The organism is Streptomyces sp. MMG1533, from assembly GCF_001279775.1.
In the GTDB taxonomy this organism is placed as follows: Bacteria; Actinomycetota; Actinomycetes; order Streptomycetales; family Streptomycetaceae; genus Streptomyces.
Window position 1 is genome coordinate 37815 of sequence record NZ_LGDG01000041.1, and the last position, 25094, is coordinate 62908.

The following is a 25094-nucleotide window of genomic DNA, read 5'->3' on the forward strand; positions in this document are numbered from 1 at the left end:
GGCACCCGCGCCGAGCCGCTCCCCTCCTCCGGCCCACCAGGAGTCCGCTCATGACAACCACCGAGCAACCATCCTCCGGACAACAGGACGACGCCGAACTCGCCGAGTTCGGATACAAACCCGAACTCAAGCGCACCCTTGGCAACTTCCACACCTTCGCCGCAGGAATCAGCTACATCTCGATCCTCACCGGCACCTTCCAGCTGTTCTACTTCGGCTACGGCAGCGGCGGCCCCGCCTACTGGTGGTCGTGGCCGATGGTCTTCGTCGGCCAGTTCATGGTCGCCCTGTGCTTCGCGGAACTGGCCGCCCGCTATCCCGTCGCGGGCTCCGTCTACAACTGGTCGAAGAAGATAGGCAATCCGCACCTGGGCTGGCTCGCGGGCTGGATGATGCTGATCGCCTCGATCGTGTCGATCTCGGCCGTGGCGCTCGCCTATCAACTGACGCTGCCGCAGATCTCGTCCGCCTTCCAGTTCGTCGGCGACGGCACCGGCAAGTACGACGTGGCGACGAACGCGGTCGTGCTCGCGACGGTGCTGATCCTGTTCACGACCCTGGTGAACGCCTTCGGCGTGAAGCTGATGGCCACCATCAACAGCGCGGGCGTGCTCATCGAGCTGATCGCCACCGTCGTCCTCATCGTGCTGTTCGCCGTCCACATCACGCGAGGACCGCAGGTGGTGACCGACACGGCGGGCACCGGGGCCGGGCACCAGGCGGGCTACATGGGCGCGTTCCTGGTGGCCTCGCTGGCGTCCGCGTACGTCATGTACGGCTTCGACACGGCCGCCTCGCTCGGCGAGGAGTCCCTCGACCCGTCTCGCAACGCGCCGCGTGCCATCATCCGCGCCATCGTCGCCTCGTTCGTCCTGGGCGGCCTGATTCTGCTGCTCGCGCTGATGAGCGTCTCCAGCCTGAAGGGCGACAAGCTGTCCACGGACGGCCTGCAGTACATCGTCCTCGACGTGCTCGGGTCGACGGCCGGCAAGGCGATGCTGTGGTGCGTGCTGATCGCGGTCACCGTGTGCGCGCTGGCCGTCCACACGGCGGCGATCCGGCTGACGTTCGCGATGGCCCGTGACAACAACCTGCCCGCGTCCTCCCGGCTGGCCAAGGTCAGCCCGCGCTTCCAGACCCCGGTGCTCCCCGCGGTGATCATCGGCGTGCTCGCCGTGGCGATCCTCGTCGTCAACATCCGCCAGCCGCAGATCTTCACCGTCGTCACCAGCATCGGCATCATCATGATCTACCTCGCCTACCTCGGCGTCACCGCGCCGATGCTGGTGGCCCGGTTGCGCGGCAAGTGGCAGCCCGCGGGAGACGGCAAGTTCTCGCTGGGCCGCTGGGGACTGCTCGTCAACATCGTCGCCGTGGTGTGGGGCACGGCCATGACGATCAACCTGATCTGGCCGAGGGCCGAGGTCTACAACGCGGCCGCTCCGTTCCACTGGTACCTGCGCTGGGGCGCGGTGCTGTTCGTCGCGGTCATCATGGGCGGCGGCTTCGCCTACTACTGGTTCGTCCAGCGGCACCGCACCGGCGTGCTCGCCGAGCACCAGCTGCAGCCCGCGGCCACCACGACTCCCCTCGCCGCCCCGGCGGCCGACTGAAGGAGGTCAACCACTCATGAGCACCGATGAGTTCGACTACGTCGTGGTCGGCGGTGGCACTGCGGGCAACGTGGTGGCGGCGCGCCTGTCCGAGGACCCCTCCGTCACGGTGTGCGTCCTGGAGGCGGGTCCGAGCGACGTCGGCGACGACGACGTCCTCAAACTCGAGCGCTGGATGGGCCTGTTGGAGTCCGGCTACGACTGGGACTACCCGGTCGAGCCGCAGTCGAGCGGCAACAGCTTCATGCGGCACGCCCGCGCGAAGGTGCTGGGCGGCTGTTCGTCCCACAACTCCTGCATCGCCTTCTGGGCCCCGGCGGAGGACCTCGACGACTGGGCCGCCGGGGGCTGTACGGGCTGGAGCGCCGCCGACCTCTTCCCGCTGTACCGGCGGCTGGAGAACAACGACGCTCCCGGCGACCACCACGGCCGTACCGGCCCGGTGAAGCTGCGCACGCTGAAGAGCGACGACCCGTGCGGCACGGCCCTGCTGGAGGCGTGCACGCAGGCGGGCATCCCGACGACGCCCTTCAACACGGGCTCGACGGTGGTCCGGGGCGCCAACTGGTTCCAGATCAACTCCGACGAGAACAACATCCGCCAGTCGTCCTCGGTCGCCTACCTCCACCCGGTCATGGGCAAGCGGCCGAACCTGGAGGTGCGCACGGGGGTGCGGGCCAAGAAGCTCGTGCTCGACGGCCGGCGCTGCGTGGGCGCCGAGTACCTGGACCCGGACCTGATCCACACCCGGACGGTACGGGCCCGCCGCGAGGTGATCGTCTCGTGCGGGGCGATAGACACCCCGAAGCTGCTGATGCTGTCCGGCATCGGACCGGCCCGGCACCTGCGCGAGGCCGGCGTCGAGGTCGTCGTCGACTCGGCGGGCGTCGGCGAAAACCTCCAGGACCACCCCGAGGGCGTCATCATGTGGGAGGCCAGGCAGCCGATGACCACCTCGTCCAGTCAGTGGTGGGAGGCGGGCATCTTCTACGACACCGAGGAGGGTCTGGACCGTCCCGACCTGATGTTCCACTACGGGTCGGTGCCGTTCGACATGAACACGGCGCGCTGGGGCTATCCGACGTCCGAGAACGCGTTCTGTCTCACGCCGAACGTGACGCGGGCGAGGTCGCGGGGCACCGTGAGGCTCCGTACCCGCGACTACCGGGACAAGCCCATGGTCGACCCGCGGTACTTCACTCACGAGCACGACGTGCGGGTGATGACGTACGGCCTCAAGCTCGCCCGTCGTATCGCCTCGCAGCCCGCGCTGAGCGGCTGGGCGGGCGCGGAACTGGCCCCGGGCCCGGACGTGCAGACCGACGAGGAACTCCTCGACTACATCCACAAGACCCACAACACCGTCTACCACCCGTCCTGCACCGTGAAGATGGGCGCGGACGACGACCCCTCGGCCCCGCTCGACGCGCGGCTGCGGGTCAAGGGGGTCGAGGGGCTCAGGGTCGCCGACGGGTCCGTCATGCCGGATCTCGTCACCGTCAACCCGTGCATCACGACGATGATGATCGGCGAGAAGTGCGCGGACCTGCTGAAGGAGGATGCGTAGACGCCCAGGGGCGCGGGGAACTGCGCGACCAGCCACGAACGGCCCGCAGTTCCCCACTACCGTAGATCTACGGTGCACTCGGCGCCGGGCGCTTGAACATCCGCGTCGCGGTGATCTCGCTGTGCCCGGCCTCCCCGGCGGGAGCCTCACGCGGCAGCCCCGGCCGGAGGTGTTCCTCCACGCTGATGTACTTCAGCCCGGCCCGCAGGTCGGCGTCGTTGCGCAGCCGGATGACCAGCGGGAACTCGGCGAGTGCCGTCGTGTCGAACAGGCCGGTGGTGTACAGGAGTTGGACGCCCAGCGCGTCCGACACAGCACGCTGGAGCTCCAGGAGATACGTGGCGTTGGCCCGCCCGATCGGGTTGTCGAGGAACAGGGTGCCGGCGTGCCGGTGCTTGTCACGCCCCCGGTCATTGGAGCGAAGAGCGGCCATCGTGCAGTACAGGGCGATGGCGGCCGTCAGCAGCTGACCACCGGAGAACACGTCGCCCATCTGCCCGACGGGCACGCGCTCGGCGCGCAGTACGGCGTCCGGCTTGAGGATCTCGACGGCGACGCCCTTGGGCTGGAGCGCCGCGCCGACCCCGCGCAGCAGCAGCGACATTCCGTCGCGCCGCAGGTCGGAGTTCTTCTTTACGGCGGCCCGGGTCGCCTCGTCGATGACCTCGCCGAGCCGCTCGGTGAGGATGGCCTGGTCGGGCTCCTCGAAGCGGATGCGCAGGAACTCCTGCCCCGACCACTCGCCGAGCCCTTCGGGCAGCCGGGACAGCCGCTGGGCGGACCGCAGGGTCGCGAGCGCCGACTCGACGAGCCCGCGCAGCCGGTCCACGATCGAGTCCCGGTTCCGCTCCAGCTGCTCCAACTCGTCGGTGAGGACGCGGAGTCGGGGCGCGAAGGCGTCGGCCCACTTCTGGGCGTGCTCGGGCAGCGCGGAGGCGGGCAGTTCGCGGATCTGCTGCCGGGCGGGGGTGCGGACCTGCTCGTAGCGGGTGGAGTTGGCGTGCCGGACGAGGATGTCGCTCGCCTCGCGTACGGCGGCCTCGGCGGCCGACAGGTCGGCGGCGCAGCCGCGCAGGGACCGGCGGGCCTCGCCGGCGGACTGCCGGGCCTCCTCCGGGCTGCCGGGGTAGGCCTCGGTCTCCTCCTGCTCCTCCTCGGTGGCGTGCTCGCGCAGCAGGTCGCGGAGCATGGCGGCGATCTCGTCGAAGCCGCCGGCCGCGTCCTCGGCGGCGCGGTGCGCGTCGAGGAGTTCGCCGTGCGCCTCCCGGGCCTGGCTCAACGCGTCGGTGCGGGAGGCGAGTTCGGCGGTGGCCGTCCTCAGCAGTGCCTGTGCGTGCTCGGCGTCGCGCGGCTGCAGCTCCTCCGGCAGTTCGGTGTGCGCCGCGCCGTCCTCGGGTGCGTGCCGCTCGGCCTCGCCGCGCAGGCGCCCGAGCTGCTCGCTCGCGCTGGACATCCGGGTCTCCAGGAGCTGCACCAGCTCCTCGGCCCGCGCGACGGCGGCCTGCCGGGACGGCCCGTCGGAGCCGTCGGGCGACTGGAGCAGCTGTTCCGCGCGCGTGCGGACCTTGTTGCTCAGCCGGTCCAGATCCGCGCGCGCCGCGCTCTCGTCGCTCTCCGCCCGGGCCTGCTCGGCCCGCAGGTCGGCGCCCACGCCGACCTTCTCGTAGAGCTGGGAAGCGGCCCGATAGGCCTCACGGAAGGCGGGCAGGGACGCCGTCGGATCCGCCGCTTCGCTCTCCGGTACGTCGTCGGGGGCGCCCGCGATCTCGGAGCGCTCGGCGCGCAGCGCGCGGGCGGTGCGGCGGGCGTCGTCGGCGGCACGCTGGGCGGCACGCCGGTCCTCGTCGGCGGCGCGGGCACGCTCCAGGCAGGTCTGGGCCCGGGCCTCCGACTCGGCGGCTTCGTCGGCGAGTTCGCGCAGCTTGACCTGCCAGCCGGCTCGCTCGCGCAGCCGGAAGGCGAGCCCGGCGAGGGCGTCGGCGGCGCGCCGCGCCTTCTGCGCCGCCTCCTGCCGCTCGTCCCGGACCTGGACGGCCTCGGCGGCGGCTTCGTCGGCCTCGGCCCGGACGGTCCGTGCCTCGTCGAGTTCGGCCTCGGACTCCTCTGTGAACACGCGCGTGTCATGGGCAGCCTGGGCCAGCTCGACGAGCCGCCCGGCCGGGCAGCCGGTGCGCCAGGAGGAGAGCCGCGCCGAGAGCTCCCGGTCCTTGCCGAGCCGGGCCGCGAGCGCCCGGATCTCCTCGTCCCGCTCGGTCGCCCGCGCGCGCAGTGCCTGCCGCTCCTCGTCGGCGGCGTGCTCGTCGTGCATGGCCGGGTTCGGCGGTACGAGGAACACGTCACCGCTGTCCGTGTCGGGCGCCGGCGTCGGTGCGAGCAGGGCTGCGGCCGTACCGACCGCCACCGCGGACCGCGGCAGCAGCGCGGCGTCGCTCAGCGCCTCGCGGGCACGCGCGTGCGTGTCGGGGTCGGTGATGATCACGCCGTCGACCAGTTCCGGCCGGGCGGCCAGCACGCGCGCATGGTCGGCTGGGTCGACGGCCTGAGCGAGGTAGCGCCAGCCGGGCAGCGCCGGGATGCCGTGCTCGCCGAGGAACTCCACGGTCGCCAGCACGTCCGGGCCGGGCGGCAGCAGTCCGCCGTCACCGAGGGCGCCGAGGATGCGGGAGTCGTCGGCGGCGGCCGTCCGCAGTTCGAAGAGCTGCCGCTCGGCGGAGGAGACGGCGTCGTCGAGCAGTTCGCGCAGTTCGTCGGCGAAGCGGTCCAGGTCCTCGGGAGTGAGGGCCTGCCGGTTGCCGTCGTCCGTGTCCTGCCGGGGCTGCGGAATCACGGAGGAGCGCGCGTCGCCGCCGGTCAGGCTCAGCAGTTCGGCCAGCCGCTCCTCGGCCGCCAGGGCCTCGGCGAGACGGCGCTCGGCCTCGTGGGACCGCTCGGCCGCGGTGGCCGCGTCCTCCGCCCGCGCCGCGGTCAGCTCCGCCCGGGACTCGGCCGCGGCCGCTTCACGCGCGTGCTCGGTGGCCCGGCTCGACGCCTCCCGTGCGGTGTCCCAGGCGGCGACCGCCGCCTTCTCGGCGTCGCTGGCGGCGAGGGCCGCGCGCGCGGGGTCGGCGTCGGGAGCGGTGTCGTCGAGCCAGCCCGCGCGCACCGCCTCGGCGGTCTCCTGTTCGACCTCGGTCAGCCGCTGGCGAAGATGCCCGACCTCGCTGCGGGCGCGCTGCGCCTCGGTGGCGGCGGAGGTGGAGTCCCGGTACGAGGAGTCGCTGACCTCCTGGAGGGCGGCGGACCGCTCCTCCTCCTCGTTGGCGAGGGTCTCGGCGGCCTCCGCGGCCGCGTGCAGGGCCCGTACGAGATCGACGGCGGCCCTGGCCCGGGCGGCCAGCGCGGGGGCCGCGTCCCGCTCGGCCTCCTGGATCGCGGCGGCCACGCGCGCGACCCGGTCGGCGGCGGCGCGATGGCGCAGCACGGCCTCGGCGGCCTGCCAGGCGGAGTGCAGCGTGCGCGCGTCGGCGAGCTCACGCTTCTGTGCGGCGGCCGACTTCTCGGCGGCGGCGAGCGCCAACGAGGCGTGCCGGTAGGCGAGTTCGGCGGCGATCAGCGCGCTGCGCTCCCGGGCCGCCTCGGAGTGCGTGACGGCGTACGCGGCGGCGGTGACCCGCTGGGCGAGATCGGCGGCCCGGACGCGCTCCCGCGCCCCGCGCGCGGACAGCCGGCGCGCCAGGGTCCTCGTGCGGCGCTCGGCCCCGGTATGGACGTCACGTGCGCGGGAGCGGGTCTCGGCGGCCTCGACGATCCGGCCGAGCAGGTCGACCGACCCGGCGGTGAACTCCCGCTCGGCGATCAGCTCGCCGCGCCGTCCCAGCTTGTTGCCGAAGCCGCTCACCAGGTCGGCGAGGCCGTCGGTGTCACGGGTGTCCGTCACCGCGCGCAGCAGCAGGTCGGTGAAGTCGGAGTCCTTCTTGACCGCGAAGAGGCCGGCCGCCTCGCCCTCGTCGGCGTTCATCTCCCGCTGGTAGCGGAAGAGTTCGGGGTCGAGGCCGAGTTCGCCGAGGTGCTCGATCCACCGGTCGTGGATCTCCTCCCAGTGCACCTCCAGATGCGGGTACGCCTTGCCCGCCTCGGTGATCGCGTCCCGGAAGCCCTTCATGGTCCGCCGACGCCCCTGGGCGCCCGACTGGCCCTCGACGGACGACCGTACGGCGGTGGACTCGGCGACGGGCAGGTTGTCGAGGCTCAGACCGGGCCCGGGCCGGAAGGAGTACCAGGCCTCGGCGAACTTCCGCGGGTCGTTGGAGACCTGCCGCCCGCGCCACTCACTCACCTTGCCGACCACGACGCACTCGCCGGTCAGCACATGCTGCCACTCCAGCGCCACGTGACCGCAGTCGTCCGCGAGCAGGAACTTGCGCAGCACACCGGAGCTCGCACCACCGAGGGTGTTGCGGTGGCCGGGCAGCATCACGGAGAAGATCAGCTTGAGCAGGACGGACTTGCCGCCGCCGTTCTCCAGGAAGAGCACCCCCGCGGGCGCGGGCCGGCGCGGCGGGCCGACGGGCTCCTCCTCGAAGAACTCCGCCTGGGTGGGCGCGGGGTCGGGCACGGGCTCGCCCACACCGCGCAGGTCAAGCACGGTGTCGGCGTAGCGCGCACCGGCGGGCCCGATGGAGTAGAGGCGGACCCGGGACAGCTCGTACATGGCGGACTCTCGTAAGTCTTCGGCAGGTGGGGGGTCAGGACTGTGCGGGCGCGTGGAACGGCAGCCCGGCGTCGGCCACCAGTTCCAGGTCGTCGGTGTCCTCGGGAGGCAGCAGGGTCGGCGTCCCGTCGGTGACGGGAACGACGCCCAGCTCCAGCAACTCGGCCATCGCGGCACTGCCCGCCATGTCCCGCACCTGGAGCTGATAGCGGGCCGTGGTCCGGTACGTACCGCCGCTGTCGTCCCCGGTCCGCTGCAGGAACCCGGAGTCGGTGAGGAAGGCGACGGCCTTGCCGACGATGCCGGTCGTCGAACCGGCGAGCCGGCGCGCGTCCTTGGTGGCACCGGTCGCGCTGCGTCTGACCCAGATCCGCCAGGCGGCCTCCAGACCGGGCGCGTCGGTCGCCGGGTCGGTGTTCTCGCCCTGCTCGTCGGCGCGCTCCTCCAGACGCCGGCACGCCTGCCGTACGAACGCGTCGACGCCGTTGACCGAGACCCGCCCGATGTAGCCGTCGTCGGCGAGATCCTCGGGCCGCGGGAACGCCATGGCGGCGACGGCGAGATGCGCCAGCCCGTGCAGGAACCGGTCCCCGCCGTCGGCGGACGTCCGGCGCGCGTAGTCGCCCATCCGCACGGCGAACACCGAGTCCTCGGCGGCGGTCACGGCCATCCCCGCGCGCGGGGACACCTCCAGCACGACGAGTCCCAGCCCGGCGGCCACGGCGTCGGCGAGCCGAGCGAACGGCGGATCCTCGCGATAGCGCCGCAACAGCTCCGTGTACTCCTGGTCGCGAGCGGGCTGCAGCTTGGGCTGCAACCCGAAGGCGACGAGCCGCGCCGCGTCGGCGGCGTCGGCGGGAGTGACGGCGGCGCTCACCGGCAGGGCAGCGGCCTCCGGCTCACTCCACTCGACGTGCTCAGTCACGACGGCAGCTCCTTGGACTTGAAAACGGAGGGGCGGGCTGCCCGCCCAGGGGCGCGGGGAACTGCGCGGGCAACCACAGCCGGCCCGCAGCCGAAGAACGACATCACGCGGCCTCCGTCCGACCCGCAGCCATCCCCACCGCGTCCAACAAGGCCGTCCCCACGATCAGGTCGGCCCCACCGAACTCCGGATCGTCCAACTCCGTCCCGTCGTCCACGGCGAACAGCAGCTTCTCCTCGCCCTGCCGGTAAGCCGTACCGACCGGCGGGCTGGCCGCATGCACCGCCAACAACGCGACGAGGTAGGGCAGATCAGGATCCTGCCGCCGAGCCTCGGCCAGCAGCCCCGAAAGCCGCCGCGGCGCATCCGCCGGCAGGTCAAGGAGCTCCATCGCCGAAGCCAGCTGCTCCTCGCTGAACCGGCTGTCGTCCGGGGTGGCGATGAGATCCGGCTCCGGCATCTCCGCGCCCAGGTGCTCCCGCTCCATCGGCGGCGTCAGCAATATGTCGACAAGGTCACCCACCCGCACCGACACCGGCGTACGCAACCCGGTCCCGCGCGCGAAGAACGCATCCGTGACCCGGACCGCCTGCTCCAGAGGCAGCGGCAGGACCGGCGCGAGCAGATGGCCGTACAGGTCCGTCCCCGATGTCGTCATCGGTGTGGCGAAGGCCTGCCGGTCCTGCTCGGCGCGGAAGAGCGGCCCGGCCTCCAGCAGCCGGGACTGCAGCTGCGTGTGCCGCCGGATGCAGTCCTTCACGATGTCCACCAGCTCGGCGGCACGCCGCTTCTGCTCCGGGTCCTCGGACTCGTCGCGCGCCTTGCGGATGTTGGTGAGGATCGCGTTCTCGTGGCGGTACCGGTCGGCGACGTGGTCGAGGGCCTCGGCGATCATGTCGGGCACGGTGTTGAGCCAGTCCACCGCCCGGACGTTGCGCCGGGTCGCGTCCAGCGCCCTGCGCAGTGTCTCCGAGTACTGGACGGTGCGGTACCGGGCCTGCTCGGCGGCCAGCTGGGCGTCGGCGAGGCGGCCCCGGCTGATCAGCACCTCCAGCTTGACCTCGGCGGCGATCTGCGCGCTGGTGACATCGGTGTCGAGGGCGCCGACGAGGACGTTGACCGCCTCGTCGGTCGTGCGGAGATAGACCGAGCCGCCGGGGCCGGGAACCTCCTCGATCAGCTTGAAGTCGTAGTCACGGCGCACATACGTGCCGTCCGGCGCGAACGTGCCGTACACGGCCCGGAAGCCGCGGTCCACGCTGCCGACGTTGATCAGGTTCTCCAGGACCCAGCGGGCCACCCGCTCGTGCTCGGCGACGGGTCGCTGCGGGGCCTGGGCGGCGATGCGCGGGATGAGCCGGGCGACGATCTGGTCGTGGTCGGCGCCGGTGTCGAAGTCCATGTTCAGGGTGACCAGGTCGATGGCCGCGAGGGCCACCTCCGCCATGCCGTACACCGAGTACTCGCCCGCGAGGTTGGCCTTGCGCGCGTCGAGGTCGTGCAGCGGCGCGGTGCAGGCGAGCGCGCGCAGCCGCCGCGCCAGTCCCTCGTCGGCGGCCGGGCCCGGTGCGGGGCGCGGCCCCGCGCTGAGCTGGGGCGGAACGCTGTCCGTCGATGCAGGCGAAGTCACGGTGCACAGACTAGGTCCTCGGTCTGACAACGACCCAAACGACGCAGATGCGACGGTCGTCACTCGGGCCCGACGAGCCTCAGCCGATGCCCGCCCCCTCCTCACCGACCCGCCGCCGGTACACCTCGACCACTCGCTCCAGCGAGTCCCCGAGGTACACCGCGAGCAGCTTCTCGGCCTCGCCCTTGTCCCCCGCCTGCAGCGCCTCAAGGATCTGCTGGTTGCGCGTGAGGTACGGCTCGTGCAGCCGGCGCGGGTCGTCCACCAGGTGGAAGGCGAGGCGCAGTTCGGCGAAGACGCTGCGCATCAGTTCGCTGGTGCGGTCGCTCCCCGCGAGCGCGACCAGCTCCCGGTGGAAGTGGATATTGGCCGTACCCAGTACTTTCCAGTCACCTTCGCGCGCCGACCGCTGCCCTTCCGCCACGGCCTCGGCAAGGCCGTCCAGAGCGTACGGCGGCTCACCGAGACCCCGTACGACAGCGCACTCGACGAGGCCGCGGGTGCGGTAGATGTCCTCGACGTCCTCGACGGTCAGGACCCGGACGAAGACCCCCCGGTTCAACTCGTGGACGAGCAGACGCTCATGCGTGAGCAGCCGGAACGCCTCGCGCAGCGTGTTGCGGGAGACGCCGAGCGCGCCGCCGATGCTGTCCTCCGACAGCCGGGTCCCGGGCGGGAAGAACCCCTCGGCGATACGGCTCCTGAGGATGTCCGAAACCCGTTCGGCCGTGCTGGTGCGGCCCAGGAGGGCGCGGTCGTCGGCCAGTCCCGCCAGCTGCTCTGCCATGCCCGGAATTCAATCGCAGATACAAGAACGAAACAACACGGGTATTGAAGGATCGTTCAACGATCCCCTACCTTGCTACGAACGACGTCGTCCCGCTCGACGACGCCACGGCTTCCGCACGGCACGGCTCACTCCTCACGCACTCTCCGTCCTCCCTCTGCGAGGTGCCCATGAGCACGACCCCTCCACCGCAGGCCCTGAGCGCCGACACACAGCCCGCGACAGACGAACGCCCCGCCGACGACGGGGCGTTGGGCTGGCTGCGGGCCCTCGGACCGCGCGGCCGCCGCGCCTTCGCGGGCGCCTTCGGCGGCTATGCCCTTGACTCCTACGACTACTTCACGCTGCCGCTGAGCATGGTCGCGCTGGCCGCGTACTTCGGCCTGGACAGCGGCCAGACCGGCCTGTTCACCACCGTCACCCTCGTGGTCTCCGCGATCGGCGGCGCCCTGGCGGGCGTGATGGCCGACCGGGTCGGCCGCGTCAAAGCGCTGATGATCACGGTGATCACCTATGCGGTCTTCACGGTCGCCTGCGGTTTCGCGCCCAACTACGAGACCCTGCTGGTCTTCCGCGCCCTCCAGGGACTCGGCTTCGGCGGCGAGTGGGCGGTCGGCGCGATCCTGGTCGCCGAGTACGCGAGCGCCAAGCACCGGGGCCGCACGCTCGGCGCGATCCAGAGCTCCTGGGCCGTCGGCTGGGCGCTCGCCGCGATCATGTACACCCTGGTGTTCTCGTTCTTCGGCGACGACATGGCCTGGCGGATCATGTTCTGGACCGGTGCGCTGCCCGCGCTGCTGGTCATCTGGATGCGGCGTCGGGTGCAGGACGCACCGCAGGCGATCGCCGTACGGGAGCAGAGCACCGAGAAGGGCTCGTTCGCGGCGATCTTCAAGCCCGGTCTGCTGCGCACCACGGCCTTCGCCGTCCTGCTCTCCACCGGCGTCCAGGGCGGCTACTACACCCTCGCCACCTGGGTGCCGACCTACCTCAAGACGGAGCGCGGCCTCTCCGTCGTAGGCACCGGCGGCTACCTGACGTTCCTGATCTCCGGTGCGTTCCTCGGCTATCTCACCGGCGGCTACCTCACCGACCGGCTGGGCCGCCGTCGCAACATCTGGCTCTTCGCACTGTTGTCGGCCGTGTGCATCCTGGCCTACGCGAACATCCCGGACGGCGCCAACACCCTGCTCCTGGTGCTCGGTTTCCCCCTCGGGTTCTGCATGTCGGCGATCTTCAGCGGCTTCGGGTCCTACCTGAGCGAGCTGTACCCGACGGCGGTGCGCGGCACCGGGCAGGGCTTCACGTACAACACCGGTCGCGCGGTGGGCGCCGTCTTCCCGACCACGGTCGGCTTCCTGGCCGACAGCTGGGGTGTGGGCGGCGCGCTGGTCTTCGGCGCCATCGGCTACGGCCTTGCCGCCCTGGCGCTGCTCGGGCTGCCGGAGACGCGTGGAAAGGAGCTCGCGTGAACCGCACGGAAGACCGCGCCCTGACGGTGACGAACGACCGCCCCCTGACCCTCGTCGACGAGCACGCGCACGCGTGGAGCCCGAAAGACGCCCGGACCCGCTTCCGCGCGGGGCTCGCGGGCCCCACCGCCGGGGTCGCGGCGGGCCACACCCAGGTCAACCTGATCTCGGTGCCCGCCGACTGGGCGTACGACATGCTGCTGTTCTGCCAGCGCAACCCCAAGCCGTGCCCGGTGCTGGATGTCACGGACGCCGGCTCCTGGACCACCGTCCTCGCGGGCGGCGCCGACCTGCGCACCGATCTGCCGCGCTACCGGGTGTGGCAGGACGGCGAACTGGTGGACGAGCCGACCGACGTGCGCAGGCACTGGCGCGGCGACCTGGTGTCGTTCCTGATCGGCTGCAGCTTCACCTTCGAGTGGGCGCTGTCCGGGGCGGGCGTCCCGATCCGCCACGTCGAGCAGGGCCGCAACGTCCCGATGTACGTGACGAGTCGCGAGTGCCGTCCGGCGGGCCGGCTGCACGGCCCGTTGGTGGTGTCCATGCGCCCGGTGCCGCCGGAGCATCTGGCGGCCGCCATCCGCGAGAGCAGTCTGCTCCCGGCGGTGCACGGCAGCCCCGTACACTGCGGCGACCCGTCGGGGCTGGGCATCGACGACCTCGGGAACCCCGACTTCGGCGAGCCGGTGGACGCCGAACCGGACGACATCCCGGTGTTCTGGGCCTGCGGAGTGACCCCGCAGGCCGCGGTGATGGCCTCGCGCCCGCCGTTCGCCATCACCCACGCACCGGGCCAGATGTTTCTCACCGACGCCCGCGACGAGCAGTACCGCGTGGCTTGAGAAGGAGTAGCGAAGGATCCATGACCTCCATCGATCTGAACGCCGACCTCGGCGAGGGCTTCGGCCGCTGGCGGCTGACCGACGACGAGCAGCTGCTGACCGTCGTCACCAGTGCCAACGTGGCGTGCGGCTTCCACGCCGGGGACGCGGCCACCATGCGGCGGGTGTGCGAGCTGGCGGCCGGGCGCGGGGTACGGATCGGCGCCCAGGTCTCCTACCGTGACCTGGCGGGGTTCGGGCGGCGCGCGATGGACGTGCCGCCCGCCGAACTGGCGGCCGAAGTGGCCTACCAGATCGGCGCCCTGGAGGTCTTCGCACGCGCGGCGGGTACGCGCGTGTCGTACGTCAAACCGCACGGCGCGCTCTACAACCGCGTCGTGCACGACGAGGAGCAGGCCGGCGCGGTCGTCGAGGGCGTCCTCCTCGCGGACGCCGCGCTGCCCGTCCTCGGACTGCCCGGCTCACGCCTGCTGGAACTGGCCGGGAAGGCGGGCCTGCCGGCTGTCACGGAGGCGTTCGCGGACCGCGCGTACACCGAGGAGGGCACGCTCGTCGCGCGCCACCGGGACGGCGCCGTGCTCACCGACCCGGAGGCCGTCGTGGAACGCTCGGTCGGCCTGGCCCGGCTCGGCACGGTCACCTCGCACTCCGGGACGAGCATCGAGGTACGCGCGCGTTCCTTGTGCCTGCACGGCGACACGCCCGGCGCGGTGGAGCTGGCCCGCCGGGTCCGGGAGCGCCTGGAGACGTCGGGCGTGCATGTGGAGGCCTTCGCATGAGGGCCCTGCCCGTCGGTGACGACGCCCTGCTCGTCGAGGTGGCCTCGGGCGACGAGGCCCAGGCCCTGCACGCGGAGTTGCTGCGCCGGCGTGCGGAGGGCTCGCTGTCGGTCCGCGAGATCGTCCCCGCGGCCCGCACGGTCCTCCTGGACGGCCTCGCCGACCCGGCCCGCCTGGCGTCCGAACTGACCGCCGCCGAGGTCCCGCCCGCACCCCCGCGCGCCCGTGACGTGGTCGAGCTCCCGGTGCGCTACGACGGCCCCGATCTGGCCGACGTCGCCGCCCTCTGGGGCGTCTCCGAGCCGGAGGTGGCCCGTATCCACGCGAGCACCGAGTTCCGCGTCGCCTTCTGCGGGTTCGCCCCCGGCTTCGGCTACCTCGCCGGCCTGCCACCGCGCTACGACGTCCCGCGCCGGGCCACCCCGCGTACGGCCGTCCCGGCGGGCTCGGTGGGGCTGGCCGGCCCGTACACGGGCGTGTACCCGCGCTCGTCACCGGGCGGCTGGCAGCTGATCGGCACCACGGACGCCGTGCTGTGGGACCACGCGCGCGTGCCGGCCGCGCTGCTGTCGCCGGGCACGCGCGTGCGCTTCATCCCCATGGGTCCGTCGGCGGACGCGGCATGACGGACCGCGCGCTCTCCGTCGTACGCGCCGGAGCACTCACCACCGTCCAGGACCAGGGACGCCCCGGGCACGCCCACCTCGGTGTCCCCCGCTCCGGCGCGCTGGACGGCCCGGCGGCCGCCCTCGCCAACCGGCTGGTGGGCAATCGCCCCGAGGCGGCCGTCCTGGAGACCACGCTCAACGGCTGCGCGGTGCGGCCCCGTTCGACGGTCACCGTGGCGGTCGCCGGCGCACCCTGCCGGGTGACCGTGGACGGACGCCCGGTCGCCTGGGGCGCACCGGTGCGCGTGCCCGCGGGCGCGCTCCTGGACGTCGGAGCGGCCGTCGCGGGAGTACGCGGCTATGTGGCCGTCTCCGGCGGCGTCGCCGTGGAACCGGTGCTCGGCAGCCGTTCCACGGACCTCCTCTCGGGCCTGGGCCCGCCGCCGCTGACGGACGGCGCGGTGCTGCCCCTGGGGAGCCCCGAAGCCCTCCACGCGCGCGTGGACGTCGCCCCCCAGCCGGCGCCCCCGGCCGAACTCGTCCTGAGGGTGACGCCGGGCCCACGCGACGACTGGTTCACGCCGGAGGCCGTACGGGCCTTCACCTCCTGCGGCTACCGGGTGTCGTCCGCGAGCAACCGCATCGGGCTGCGCACGGAGGGGCCCTGCCTGGAGCGGTTCCGGTCCGGCGAACTCCCCAGCGAGGGCATGGTGCTGGGGGCCGTCCAGGTCCCGCCCGACGGCAGGCCGGTGGTCTTCCTCGCCGACCACCCGACCACCGGGGGCTATCCGGTGATCGCGGTCGTCCGCTCGGCCGACCTCCCGGCCGCCGCACAGGCGGTACCGGGCACGCCGGTGCGCTTCGTGGCCGCACGCCGAGGGTGAACTCCTAGGCGGCGTCCGGCTGTTGCTCCGCCATCGACAAGGTCGCGAGCGCCGCGGACACCGCCGCGGAGGCCCGCAGATCGAGTCGGGCGCTCGTCCCGCGCGCGCGGTGCCGCAACTCGTCGGCGGCGAGCGTCAGGAGCTGCGGCAGCAGGTCGGTGCACCGCCGGGCCACCCAGCCGGTGCCGGCGGTGGCGAGCCACCACAGGCTCGCCGACTTGGTGGGCGCCGGGAACTCGGGCTCGGGCGAAGGGGCGGCCCCCGTCGCCAGACCGTGCTCCGCCAGCAGCGCGTGGAAGCGCACGGCCAGCTGCCGATGCCCCCGCTCGCCGGGGTGCAGCCGGTCCGCGCTCCACATCGCGCGGTCCATGAGCCACGCGCCCTCGCTGGCGTGCAGATGCACGACCCCGTACCGCTCGGACAGCGCGTGCACCACGGCGTTGACCGCCCGCTGCCGCCGGGCCAGCGGACGTGCCAGGGCGCCCGGCAGCCCGAGCATCGCCCCGGGGTCCGGCAGACAGGCCGTGAGTAGGACCGCGCCCTGCCGGGTGAGGGCCGAGTACACCGTGTCGAGGCGCGCGGCGACGGCCTGGATGTCGAAGGTGCAGCGCAGGGTGTCGTTGACGCCGATGACGACGGACACGAGGTCCGGCCGCAGGGCCAGCCCCGCGGGCAGTTGTCTCTCCAGCACATCACGCGTCTGCGACCCGCTCACCGCGAGATTGGTGAACTCCACGGACTGCGCGGGCTCTTCACCGAGCCCGTCGGCGAGCAGCGCGGCCCAGCCGCGCCACCCGTCGCCGACGGGATCGCCCACACCTTCGGTCAGCGAGTCGCCGAGAGCCACGAATCGCAGCGGTCTCATGACACGCCCCCGGGCACGACGGGCCGTACGGATGCCACCGCGTCGTGCGCGTCGAGGAACGCGGCGACCGCCGTGTCCCACCCGAAACACTCCGCACGCGCGCGTGCGGCCTCCCGCCGCTCCTCCACGGGCCGTTCGAGGAGCATGCCCACGGCGTCCGCGAAGGCGCCCCCGTGATCCGCGGCGACGGCCCCGGCGGAGCCGATCACCTCCGAAAGCGCGGACGAGGCGCTCGCCACGACGGGCGTGCCGCAGGCCATCGCCTCCAGGGCGGCCAGCCCGAACGTCTCGGCCGGCCCCGGCGCCAGGCACACGTCGGCCGACGCCTGCAGCGCGCCCAGCAACGCACGGTCGGCGACGTGCCCGAGGAACGTCACCGGCAACCCGCGCTCCCGCGCCCGCTGTTCGAGCCGCGGCCGCAGCGGCCCGTCCCCGGCCACCACCAGCACGGCCCGCCGCCCGCGCCGTACCAGCGCCTCCAGGGCGTCCAGCGCGGTGCCGGGCCGCTTCTCCACCGACAGGCGCGAGCACATCACCAGCAGCGCCTCGTCCACGCGCGCGTGGCGGGCCCGCAGCCCGGGATCGCCCAGCGCCGGGTGCCGCTGCACCAGGTCGACGCCGAGCGGCGCCCGTACGACGTTGCGCGCTCCGATGCGCACGAACTCCCGCTCGGCGAACTCGGTGGTGCACACCACGCGCGCGTACGTGTGGGCCGTACGGACGTTGAGGGCGTCCGCGGCACGCCGGGCGGCGCCCTCGGACAGTCCCCAGGTGCGGAGCACGCCGTCGGCGGTCTCGTGGGAGACCATCACGGCCGGGACGCGGGCGCGCCGCGCCCACTTGCCGGTCCACCTGAGGGTCGTACGGTCGGAAACCTCCAGACGGTCGGGGGCCAGCTCCGCCAGGAGCCCGGCCACCCGCCGCCTGTCGGTGAGGACGCGGTAGCCGCCGGTACCGGGCAACAGCGGCCCCGGGAGGGTGATCACCCGGCCCTGCTCGGTCTCCCGGTCGCTCGCACGCTCACCCGGCACGATCAGCACCGGCTCGTGTCCGGCCGCCTTGAAGCCCTTGCCGAGCTCGCGCAGCGCGGTGCGCAGACCGCCGGAGGCCGGCGCCACGAAGTTCGCCAGGCGCACTATCCGCAGGGACTCGCCGCTCATGCCGCCACCACCGTCCTCCGCTCCGCGAGCACGTTCGCGTAGTGCCCGATCAGCTGGTCGCCGACGGCCGCCCAGGTGCGCCCCTCGACGGTCGCCCGCGCGGCGGTGCCGAACGCGGTGCGCAGGCCGGGGTCGGCGGCCAGGGACCACACGGCGTCCCGCACGGCGTCCGGGTCGCGCGGCGGAACCAGCAACCCGGTGCGACCGTGTGCGACCAGGTCCAGCGGGCCGCCGGCGGCGGGCGCGACGACGGGCACGCCGCTCGCCATGGCCTCCTGCACGGTCTGGCAGAAGGTCTCGAACGGGCCGGTGTGCGCGAAGACGTCCAAGGAGGCGAAGATCCGGGCGAGTTCGTCACCGGTGCGGCGGCCCAGGAAGACCGCGCCCGGCAGGGCCTGGTCGAGGCTCGGGCGGCTCGGCCCGTCGCCGACGACCACGACCCGCACGCCGTCCAGGGCGCAGACGCCGGCCAGCAGCTCGACCTGCTTCTCGGGGGCGAGCCGGCCGACGTAGCCGACGATCAGCTCGCCGTTCGGGGCGAGTTCGCGGCGCAGCGCCTCGTCCCGCAGTTCGGGGCGGAAACGGGCGGTGTCCACGCCCCGCGGCCACAGCCGCACCCGGGGCACACCGTGCGCCTCCAGGTCGCGCAGGGCCGGGCTGGACGGGGCGAGGGTGAGGTCGGCGGCCGAGTGGACGGAGCGGATGCGCCGCCAGGCGGCGGCCTCGCCGGCCCCCATGTAGGTGCGGGCGTATCCGGCGAGGTCGGTCTGGTAGACGGCCACGGCGGGGATGCCGAGCCGGGCGGCGGCGGCCATGCCGCGGACGCCGAGGACGAAGGGGCTGGCGAGGTGGACGACGTCGGCACGGTGCTCGACGATCGCCGCGGCCACGCGACGGCTGGGGAGGGCGACGCGGACCTGGGGGTAGCCCGGAAGCGGGAGGGAGGGGACACGGATGACGGGGCACGGCGCCAGGGCATCGGCCCCGGGCCCGGTACCGGCCGCGGTGGCCGGCGCGACGACGAGCGGAGAGTGACCGCGATCTACGAGGTGCCGGGCGGTCTGGAGCGCGCAGTGGGCCACGCCGTTCACATCGGGGGGAAAGGATTCGGTCACGATGACGACACGCATACCGGTGTTCTCGCCGTGCTGGACGTGGCCGCGTCAACGTGGATCTTTCCGGACAGGGAACGTCCTGTGAGCGTTGCGCTGCGCACCCGAGCAGGTCAGACCGTGTCCATGCCCGGCTGACCCGCGGGTCACCCCGAGTTCACTCAGCCGGCGCGCCTGCACCTTGCGAGCCCACCGGGCGGGCTCCCCCGTGCCCGGTTCTCACATGGCGTGCTCCCCCGTCGCCGGTTCTCACATGGCGGCCGCGTCAGGTCCGATCCGGCTGCGTACGGCCGTCTGGACCTCGGCCTCCTCGGCCGGATCGGCGGCGAGCCTGCGCAGTCGCTCGACGACCCGGGCGTCACCGGTCTCGGCGTGCCGGGCGGCGATCTCGCGGGTGGTCTCCTCGCAGTCCCAGAGGCACTCGACGGCGAAGCCGGTGGCGAAGGAGGGGTCGGTGGCGGCGAGGGCGCGGGCGGCCCGGCCGCGTAGGTGGGAGGAGGCGGTCTCGCGGTAGATGTGCCTCAGGACGGGGGCCGCACAGGCGATGCCGAGCCGTCCGGTGCCGTCGACGAGGGTCCACAGGGTCTGTGCGTCGGGGCCTTCGCCCCGGACCGCCTCCCTGAGCGCCGCGAGGACGAGTTCGCTGTCCTGGGAGCCGCCCCGGCAGGAGAGCATGCGCCCGGCGGCGGCGCCGAGGGGGTCGGGTCGGCGGGCCCAGCGGCGCGCGCGGTCGACCGCGGCGATGCTGCGCATGCGTTCGAAGGCGTCCACGGCGGCCTCCACCACGGGGGCCGTGCCGGTGACCACGGCGACCTCGATCAGTTCGAGGGCGTCCGGATCATTGCCGTCGGCGAGATAGCGCAGGGCGGTGCAGCGGGCTCCGTCGGTGCCGTCCTTGGCGGCCCGGAGGATCTCCGGCCGGTCCTCGGGGCCGGCGACGGCCGTGAGGCAGCGGGCGGCGGGGACATGGAGCGCGGCGCCGCGCTCGATGCCTTGCTGGGCCCACTCGAAGACCGCCTGGACGCTCCACCCCGGACGGGGCCCGGTTGGTCGCATCTGCCGTTGCCAGCGGTCGAAACAGCCGGTCTCCTGAGCGGCACGCACGCGCGTGGCGATGGATTCGCGCGGATCGTCGGCCCACAGCCGCCAGGGCCGGGGCTCGAAGGCGTCGCGCACCGCGGCGGCCAGTTCGGCCTCGCCCTCGGCGTCGGTCGCGAAGCGCGCCAGGACGGGTGCCGCGAGGGCGCGCAGTCCGGCGTCGTCGTCGCGCAGCGCCAGTTCGTCCAGGGCCCAGGCCCAGTTGGCGCCCGAGGCGGCGTACCTGCGCAGGAGTTCGAGCGCGTCCCGCCTGCCGTACGAGGCGAGGTGGCCCAGGACGGCGAGGGCGAGCCCGGTGCGGGACTCCTCGGTGTCTAGGACGTCCTCGACGTCGAAGAGGTGCGCCTCGATCTCGTCGAGCTCGCCGTTCAGGTCGAGGTAGAGACGGGCGTAGTACAGGGAGCGGTTCTCCACCTGCCAGTCGTGGCGGGGATCGCGCAGCACACAGTGGTTCAGGGCCGCGAGCGCTTCGGCTCGCGGTGCGGTGAGCGCGTGCAGTGTGCCGTCGCCGCGGCCCCGCTGGAGCAGGCCGAGCAGCGTGCCGCTGGGCGCTATGACCGGATCGAACATGGGAAACAGCCTCACATCAAGCGTCGACGCAACCGGGATCGTGCATTACCTGGCCGCGTGACAACACGTCGGGGCGCCCGCCGTTTCCTGCTTGCTGTAAGCCATTTTCCTCTGCCTCTCGTAGGTGGCCCATGCGGACCGCATCACGGTCCGCGCGGTGCGGCATCACCTGCCCAGCCATCGCGTCCGTGAATCACGACGTCATGATGACTCGGCAGTTCCATCTACCGCGACCGAAATTTCGGCGGCCCGTTACCGCCTCCCCCGTTTTCCGTGTCCGCCCTGGTCAGGGCGGACGGATCAATGTGCGGCGAACAGTTCGAGCAGTTGTGTCTTGCCGAACATCCGGGCGGTGTCGACGGCCGACGGAGTACCCGCGGCGGGATCGGCACCCCCCTCCAGAAGAGCCCTGATGACTTCTTCCTCGCCCTTGAAGACGGCCCCGGCGAGCGGGGTCTGGCCTCGGTCGTTGACCCGGTTGCCCTCGGCGCCCCGGGCGAGGAGGGCGCGCACGGCGTCGGCATGGCCGTGATAGGCGGCAAGCATCACCAGGGAGTCTCCGCGGTCATTGGTGAGGTTGGCCGGAACGCCCGCGTCGACGTACGCCACGAGCGCCTCGGTCTGCCCCTGCCGGGCCAGATCGAAGATCTTGGTCGCCAGCTCCACGACCTCGGGGTCGGGGGCTTCAGTCATCGGCCGGTCCGCCTCTCAGTACAACCGTTCAGGTGAATCGCCAGGGTACTGGCTCGCGCGGCACATGACCCGATGTGCCGGAGGTAAAGATCACCGCAGACCCGGTCGGGCGCAAGAGCCCGGCCCAACCGGACGAAGACGACTCCGCCGCCTGGGGGAAATCGATAGAAATTCACCCAGTTGCACCTTTTATCGTATGGATACATCCTGTGATCCTGGAAGTACTCATGGTGACTGTCCCCACGAACCAGGAGAGCTCAAATGATCCTGTCCATCTCAGGCGTGGTCCTGCTCGGAATCATCGTCTTCCTCTTCTTCCGCAAGGACGGCCTCAAGGCCTCCCACGCCCTGGTCTCGGCCTTGTTCGGCTTCTATCTCGCGAGCACGGCCCTCGCTCCGAGCATCAAGGCCGGCGGCGAGAGCCTCGCGAGCCTCCTCGGCGGAATCAAGTTCTGACGCCCCTCACGTCCGTACGCACCTCCAGGAGACAGCTGTGGTCCGGCGCCCCCTCCCCCGCATCCTGAGCACAGGCAGCGCGCAGATCGCCCGGAGCCGGGAGCTGGCCCGGACGGCGGCCGACAGCGCCACCGACGTCCTCCACCCACTGATCACGATCACCCGCGGTCTGCGCCGGCTGGCCTCGGCCGGGCGGCGCAAGTGGGCCGACACCCCCAAGGACAAGCGCGGGCCGCTGCTTTTCCTGGTGGCGTCGGTGGTCCTGGTCGTGGCACTCGCGCCGTACGGCCCGCTGCTCGCCGTCATCACGCTGATGGCGGCGGCAGCCTGGCAGGGCCGCGACCGCAAGGAGTCGGAGCCCGACGGACCCGACGAGTCCCAGACCCAGCGCCTCCAGTCGCTGTACGAGGCCCTGGTGCCGTACTTCTCGACCGCCGAGGACCCGGCCCCGCTCTACGCCCACGGCGGCGAGTGGGACAAGGCCTTCCCCGCGTACGACTTCGACGGCACCGGCCGCATCACGCACCTGCTGATCCGCTACCCGGCGTACTTCACCGACGGCGAGGCCGAGTCCCGTACCCGGATCGAGCAACTGCTGCACGCCAAGTCGGGCCGGGACCGGGAGTACCACTTCGCCTGGGACGAGGAGGGCAACCAGCTCACGGTCACCGTCCTCACGCCCCTGCCCATCGACATCGCCGCTCAGCGTTTCGTCACGTCCCCCGGCGAGACGGTCCTCGGCTTCACCGACCCCACCCAGGTCCAGCGCACGCTCCCCCTCGACTACGGCGAGGAACAGCGCGACGTACCGCCGGTCGTCTGGCGCACGGGCATCCGCTCCACCGAGCCGCACCTGCTGGTCATGGGCCAGCCGGGCAGCGGCACCTCCACCCTGCTGCGGTCCATCGCCCTGCAGGCCCTCCAGTACGGCGACCTCGTGATCGTCGAGGGCGGCGGTACCGGCGAGTACGCCTGCCTGACCGGCCGGGACGGCGTCCTCGCGGTCGAGTGCGGGCTGGCCGGAGCCCTGGCGAGCCTGGAGTGGGCGGCCACGGAGACGGAGCGTCGCCTGATCGCGGTCAACCGTGCCCGCCAGGCCGGAAACCCGCCGCCCGACGACACCAAACGCCCTCTGTGGATCCTGCTGGACCGCCCGAGCGCCTTCGCCCACGTGGCAGCCGCGGACGGCCGCAAGGACCCGCAGTCCCTGCTCCAGGTCCCGCTCCGGCACGGCCGCGCGGCGAACGTGACGGTGGTCGTGGCCGACCAGTTCGACAGTGCGGACGCCCTGAGTGACGCCGTACGCCAGCACACGCGCGCGCGGGTCGTGCTCGGCCCCGCCACGTCCGACCAACTGGAAGCGGTCCTGGGCGCGCCCCCGTGCACGACCCCGGTCGCCCAGGTCCCGCCCGGCCGCGGCTACGCCCGCCTCGGCACGGGCCCGGTCCACCGACTCCAGGTCCCTTCCACCCCGGACCCGTACGACGAAGCGACGAGCGAGGCGGACCGCCAGGCGGTACTGGCCCTGCTGCCGCCGCGGACGACACCGGCGGACGGCGAGCACGTACCGGAGGCGGTGCCGACGGACACGGTGCCGGCGGATACGGTGCCGACGGAGGCCGTACAGACAAAGGCCGCGGCGGAACCCGTACAGACGGAGGCCGTGGCAGCGGAAGCTCCGTAGCTGCCGTCGGGCTGCGGTCAGTCGCGCCTCCGGATCGGCTCCCGGCCCACGGAGGGCTGCACCGCGCAGCGGCGGGTGGCGCACCCACCCCGCCCGCACCAGCCCCGTTCACGCCACAAACGTACGAGGCGCCTCCCCACCCCCGGAGCCGCCGCTCTCCACCAACCGTGCCGCCGCCGCCAACCGCACCGCCGCTTCCTCGGCCACCGCACCCCCCACGGTGAACGGCAACCGCACATACCCCTCGAAGGCCCCGTCGACCCCGAACCGCGGTCCGGACGGCACCCGCACGCCCACCCGCTCCCCCGCCTCCGCGAGCCGCGACCCGGACAGCCCGCCCGTCCGCACCCACAGCGTGAGCCCGCCCTTGGGCACCTCGAACTCCCACTCCGGCAACTCCCGCCGCACGGCGGTCACCAGCGCGTCCCGGTTGTCCCGTGCCTGATCGCGCCGCACTTCCACGGCCTTGGCCCAACCCCCCGTACTGAACAGCCAGTTCACCGCCAGCTGCTCCAGCACCGGCGTGCCCAGATCGGCGTAGGCCCGCGCGGCGACCAGGCTGCGGATCACGTCGGGAGCGGCGCGCACCCACCCGATGCGCATCCCCGCCCAGAACGCCTTGCTGGCCGATCCGACCGTGACGACCGTCGACCCGGCCGGGTCGAAGGCGCACACGGGCCTCGGCATCGCGCCCTCGACGTCCGCGTCCAGCCACAGCTCGCTCATCGTCTCGTCGGCGACCAGCACCGTCCCGGCCGACCGCGCCGCCTCCACCAGCCGTCGCCGCTGGTCCTCGTCGGCGAGCGCGCCGGTCGGGTTGTGGAAGTCGGCGACCACGTACGCGATCCGCGGCGCGGCGTCCCGCAGGACCTGCCGCCAGCGGTCCATGTCCCAGCCGGCGAGGCCCTCGGCCATCGCGACGGGCACCAGGCGGGCGCCCGCCGCCCGCATCAGCTGGAGGATGTTGGCGTACGACGGCGATTCCACGGCGATGCGCTCACCGCGTCCCGCGAACAGATGACAGATCGCGTCGATCGCGCCCATCGCGCCGGTCGTCACCATGATCTGCTCGGGCATCGTCGGGATCCCGCGCGAGGTGTACCGCTCGGCGATCATCGCGCGCAGTGCGGGCAGCCCGGCCGGATAGTCGCCGTGAGTGTGGGCGTACGGCGGCAGCTCTTCCAGGGCGCCCTGCACGGCCCGGGTCAGCCACGGTTCGGGGGCGGGGAGCGCCGCGCAGCCGAGGTCGATGATCGAGCCGAGGGCCTCGGGGGGCAGGGGTTCGAGACCGCGCGCGGGCAGCGGGTTCCCGGCCGGTACCGCCGTCCAACTGCCCGCCCCGCGCCGGGACTCCAGGAACCCCTCGGCGCGCAGAGCCTCGTACGCCGCCGCGACCGTCGTACGGCTCACGGACAGGGACAGCGCGAGCTCCCGCTCGGCGGGCAGCCTGGCGGCGACCGGCACCCGTCCCTCGAGGACCAGCAGCCGGATCCCGTCGGCGAGCGCACGGTAGGCGGGCGGGCGGCGTGTCCCCGGGCCGGCCGGGCGGTCCTGCTGGGAGTTGAGCAGCCGGGCGAGCTGCGCGGCACCCATTGCCGAGGTCCACTGCGCCATGGAAATCAGTCCACCTTCCCCGAATTGGCCATGGATGATGTTTCC

19 protein-coding genes are annotated in these 25094 nt (G+C 72.9%); 9 read left to right on the plus strand and 10 right to left on the minus strand.

From position 1 onward, the window contains the following. The first annotated feature begins 50 nt into the window (after nucleotides 1–50). Both ADK57_RS07240 and ADK57_RS07245 read left to right on the plus strand, forming a co-directional pair. On the plus strand, nucleotides 51–1613 hold the full coding sequence (locus ADK57_RS07240; protein WP_053748519.1) for an APC family permease: 1563 nt from the start codon (nucleotides 51–53) through the stop codon (nucleotides 1611–1613). 16 nt (nucleotides 1614–1629) lie between these two features. After that, a complete protein-coding gene (locus ADK57_RS07245; protein WP_053748520.1) occupies nucleotides 1630–3180 on the plus strand; it encodes a GMC family oxidoreductase in 1551 nt (516 codons plus the stop codon). A gap of 67 nt (nucleotides 3181–3247) precedes the next feature. On the opposite strand, the gene ADK57_RS07250 is transcribed toward ADK57_RS07245, so the two are convergent. The 4 genes from ADK57_RS07250 to ADK57_RS07265 all read right to left on the minus strand — a co-directional run bounded on the left by ADK57_RS07250 (nucleotide 3248) and on the right by ADK57_RS07265 (nucleotide 11212). Then, on the minus strand, nucleotides 3248–7870 hold the full coding sequence (locus ADK57_RS07250) for a hypothetical protein (RefSeq protein ID WP_053748521.1): 4623 nt from the start codon (nucleotides 7868–7870) through the stop codon (nucleotides 3248–3250). Nucleotides 7871–7904: 34 nt separating this feature from the next. After that, nucleotides 7905–8795 (minus strand): hypothetical protein, encoded by an 891-nt coding sequence (locus tag ADK57_RS07255; protein ID WP_053748522.1) that lies wholly within the window; start codon nucleotides 8793–8795, stop codon nucleotides 7905–7907. A 103-nt stretch (nucleotides 8796–8898) separates the two neighbouring features. Beyond that, entirely contained in the window at nucleotides 8899–10425 is a 1527-nt protein-coding gene (locus tag ADK57_RS07260) for a hypothetical protein (RefSeq protein WP_053748523.1), read from the minus strand. Between the two features lie 79 nt (nucleotides 10426–10504). Continuing rightward, nucleotides 10505–11212, minus strand: a complete 708-nt coding sequence (locus ADK57_RS07265; RefSeq protein WP_053748524.1) for a GntR family transcriptional regulator — start codon at nucleotides 11210–11212, stop codon at nucleotides 10505–10507. A 170-nt stretch (nucleotides 11213–11382) separates the two neighbouring features. On the opposite strand from ADK57_RS07265, the gene ADK57_RS07270 reads away from it, so the two are divergent. The 5 genes from ADK57_RS07270 to ADK57_RS07290 are packed head-to-tail and all read left to right on the plus strand — an operon-like array spanning nucleotide 11383 to nucleotide 15797. Then, on the plus strand, nucleotides 11383–12684 hold the full coding sequence (locus tag ADK57_RS07270) for an MFS transporter (protein WP_053748525.1): 1302 nt from the start codon (nucleotides 11383–11385) through the stop codon (nucleotides 12682–12684). A 20-nt stretch (nucleotides 12685–12704) separates the two neighbouring features. Continuing rightward, nucleotides 12705–13526, plus strand: a complete 822-nt coding sequence (locus tag ADK57_RS07275; RefSeq protein WP_053748694.1) for a putative hydro-lyase — start codon at nucleotides 12705–12707, stop codon at nucleotides 13524–13526. Nucleotides 13527–13546: 20 nt separating this feature from the next. Beyond that, nucleotides 13547–14305: a LamB/YcsF family protein gene (locus ADK57_RS07280; RefSeq protein ID WP_053748526.1), complete on the plus strand. Its 759-nt coding sequence runs from the start codon at nucleotides 13547–13549 to the stop codon at nucleotides 14303–14305. Continuing rightward, entirely contained in the window at nucleotides 14302–14931 is a 630-nt protein-coding gene (gene pxpB / locus ADK57_RS07285; protein WP_053748527.1) for a 5-oxoprolinase subunit PxpB, read from the plus strand. Before ADK57_RS07280 ends, pxpB begins: the two co-directional genes overlap by 4 nt. Then, nucleotides 14928–15797, plus strand: coding sequence for a biotin-dependent carboxyltransferase family protein (locus ADK57_RS07290; RefSeq protein ID WP_053748528.1), 870 nt, complete (start codon nucleotides 14928–14930; stop codon nucleotides 15795–15797). Before pxpB ends, ADK57_RS07290 begins: the two co-directional genes overlap by 4 nt. A 4-nt stretch (nucleotides 15798–15801) precedes the next feature. Here ADK57_RS07290 and ADK57_RS07295 read toward each other — a convergent pair whose 3' ends face one another. The 5 genes from ADK57_RS07295 to ADK57_RS07315 all read right to left on the minus strand — a co-directional run bounded on the left by ADK57_RS07295 (nucleotide 15802) and on the right by ADK57_RS07315 (nucleotide 21295). After that, nucleotides 15802–16662 carry an SGNH/GDSL hydrolase family protein gene (locus ADK57_RS07295; RefSeq protein WP_053748529.1) on the minus strand — a complete coding sequence of 287 codons (861 nt, stop codon included), beginning with the start codon at nucleotides 16660–16662 and terminating at the stop codon, nucleotides 15802–15804. Then, nucleotides 16659–17822, minus strand: a complete 1164-nt coding sequence (locus ADK57_RS07300; protein WP_053748530.1) for a glycosyltransferase — start codon at nucleotides 17820–17822, stop codon at nucleotides 16659–16661. The genes ADK57_RS07295 and ADK57_RS07300 overlap by 4 nt, the downstream gene beginning before the upstream one ends. Beyond that, nucleotides 17819–18952, minus strand: coding sequence for a glycosyltransferase family 4 protein (locus tag ADK57_RS07305; RefSeq protein ID WP_053748531.1), 1134 nt, complete (start codon nucleotides 18950–18952; stop codon nucleotides 17819–17821). Before ADK57_RS07305 ends, ADK57_RS07300 begins: the two co-directional genes overlap by 4 nt. Before the next feature lie 231 nt (nucleotides 18953–19183). Continuing rightward, entirely contained in the window at nucleotides 19184–20602 is a 1419-nt protein-coding gene (locus ADK57_RS07310) for a hypothetical protein (protein WP_053748532.1), read from the minus strand. Between the two features lie 300 nt (nucleotides 20603–20902). Further along, complete coding sequence (locus tag ADK57_RS07315) at nucleotides 20903–21295, minus strand: ankyrin repeat domain-containing protein (RefSeq protein WP_053748533.1); 393 nt, start codon at nucleotides 21293–21295, stop codon at nucleotides 20903–20905. A 261-nt stretch (nucleotides 21296–21556) separates the two neighbouring features. On the opposite strand from ADK57_RS07315, the gene ADK57_RS07320 reads away from it, so the two are divergent. After that, a complete protein-coding gene (locus tag ADK57_RS07320) occupies nucleotides 21557–21751 on the plus strand; it encodes a hypothetical protein (protein ID WP_053748534.1) in 195 nt (64 codons plus the stop codon). A 37-nt stretch (nucleotides 21752–21788) separates the two neighbouring features. Continuing rightward, nucleotides 21789–23435, plus strand: a complete 1647-nt coding sequence (locus tag ADK57_RS07325; protein ID WP_053748535.1) for a hypothetical protein — start codon at nucleotides 21789–21791, stop codon at nucleotides 23433–23435. Nucleotides 23436–23543: 108 nt separating this feature from the next. On the opposite strand, the gene ADK57_RS07330 is transcribed toward ADK57_RS07325, so the two are convergent. After that, complete coding sequence (locus ADK57_RS07330) at nucleotides 23544–25049, minus strand: PLP-dependent aminotransferase family protein (protein ID WP_053748536.1); 1506 nt, start codon at nucleotides 25047–25049, stop codon at nucleotides 23544–23546. Nucleotides 25050–25094 lie beyond the last annotated feature (45 nt).

Coding starts and splice junctions, on each gene's coding strand:
- ADK57_RS07265 (WP_053748524.1), bottom strand. CDS start 11,212: ATGGCAGAGCAGCTGGCGGGACTGGCCGACGACCGCGCCCTCCTGGGC.
- ADK57_RS07330 (WP_053748536.1), bottom strand. CDS start 25,049: ATGGCGCAGTGGACCTCGGCAATGGGTGCCGCGCAGCTCGCCCGGCTG.
- ADK57_RS07290 (WP_053748528.1), top strand. CDS start 14,928: ATGACGGACCGCGCGCTCTCCGTCGTACGCGCCGGAGCACTCACCACC.
- ADK57_RS07280 (WP_053748526.1), top strand. CDS start 13,547: ATGACCTCCATCGATCTGAACGCCGACCTCGGCGAGGGCTTCGGCCGC.
- ADK57_RS07310 (WP_053748532.1), bottom strand. CDS start 20,602: ATGTTCGATCCGGTCATAGCGCCCAGCGGCACGCTGCTCGGCCTGCTC.
- ADK57_RS07305 (WP_053748531.1), bottom strand. CDS start 18,952: ATGCGTGTCGTCATCGTGACCGAATCCTTTCCCCCCGATGTGAACGGC.
- ADK57_RS07245 (WP_053748520.1), top strand. CDS start 1,630: ATGAGCACCGATGAGTTCGACTACGTCGTGGTCGGCGGTGGCACTGCG.
- ADK57_RS07250 (WP_053748521.1), bottom strand. CDS start 7,870: ATGTACGAGCTGTCCCGGGTCCGCCTCTACTCCATCGGGCCCGCCGGT.
- ADK57_RS07295 (WP_053748529.1), bottom strand. CDS start 16,662: ATGAGACCGCTGCGATTCGTGGCTCTCGGCGACTCGCTGACCGAAGGT.
- ADK57_RS07300 (WP_053748530.1), bottom strand. CDS start 17,822: ATGAGCGGCGAGTCCCTGCGGATAGTGCGCCTGGCGAACTTCGTGGCG.
- ADK57_RS07240 (WP_053748519.1), top strand. CDS start 51: ATGACAACCACCGAGCAACCATCCTCCGGACAACAGGACGACGCCGAA.
- pxpB (WP_053748527.1), top strand. CDS start 14,302: ATGAGGGCCCTGCCCGTCGGTGACGACGCCCTGCTCGTCGAGGTGGCC.
- ADK57_RS07320 (WP_053748534.1), top strand. CDS start 21,557: ATGATCCTGTCCATCTCAGGCGTGGTCCTGCTCGGAATCATCGTCTTC.
- ADK57_RS07270 (WP_053748525.1), top strand. CDS start 11,383: ATGAGCACGACCCCTCCACCGCAGGCCCTGAGCGCCGACACACAGCCC.
- ADK57_RS07315 (WP_053748533.1), bottom strand. CDS start 21,295: ATGACTGAAGCCCCCGACCCCGAGGTCGTGGAGCTGGCGACCAAGATC.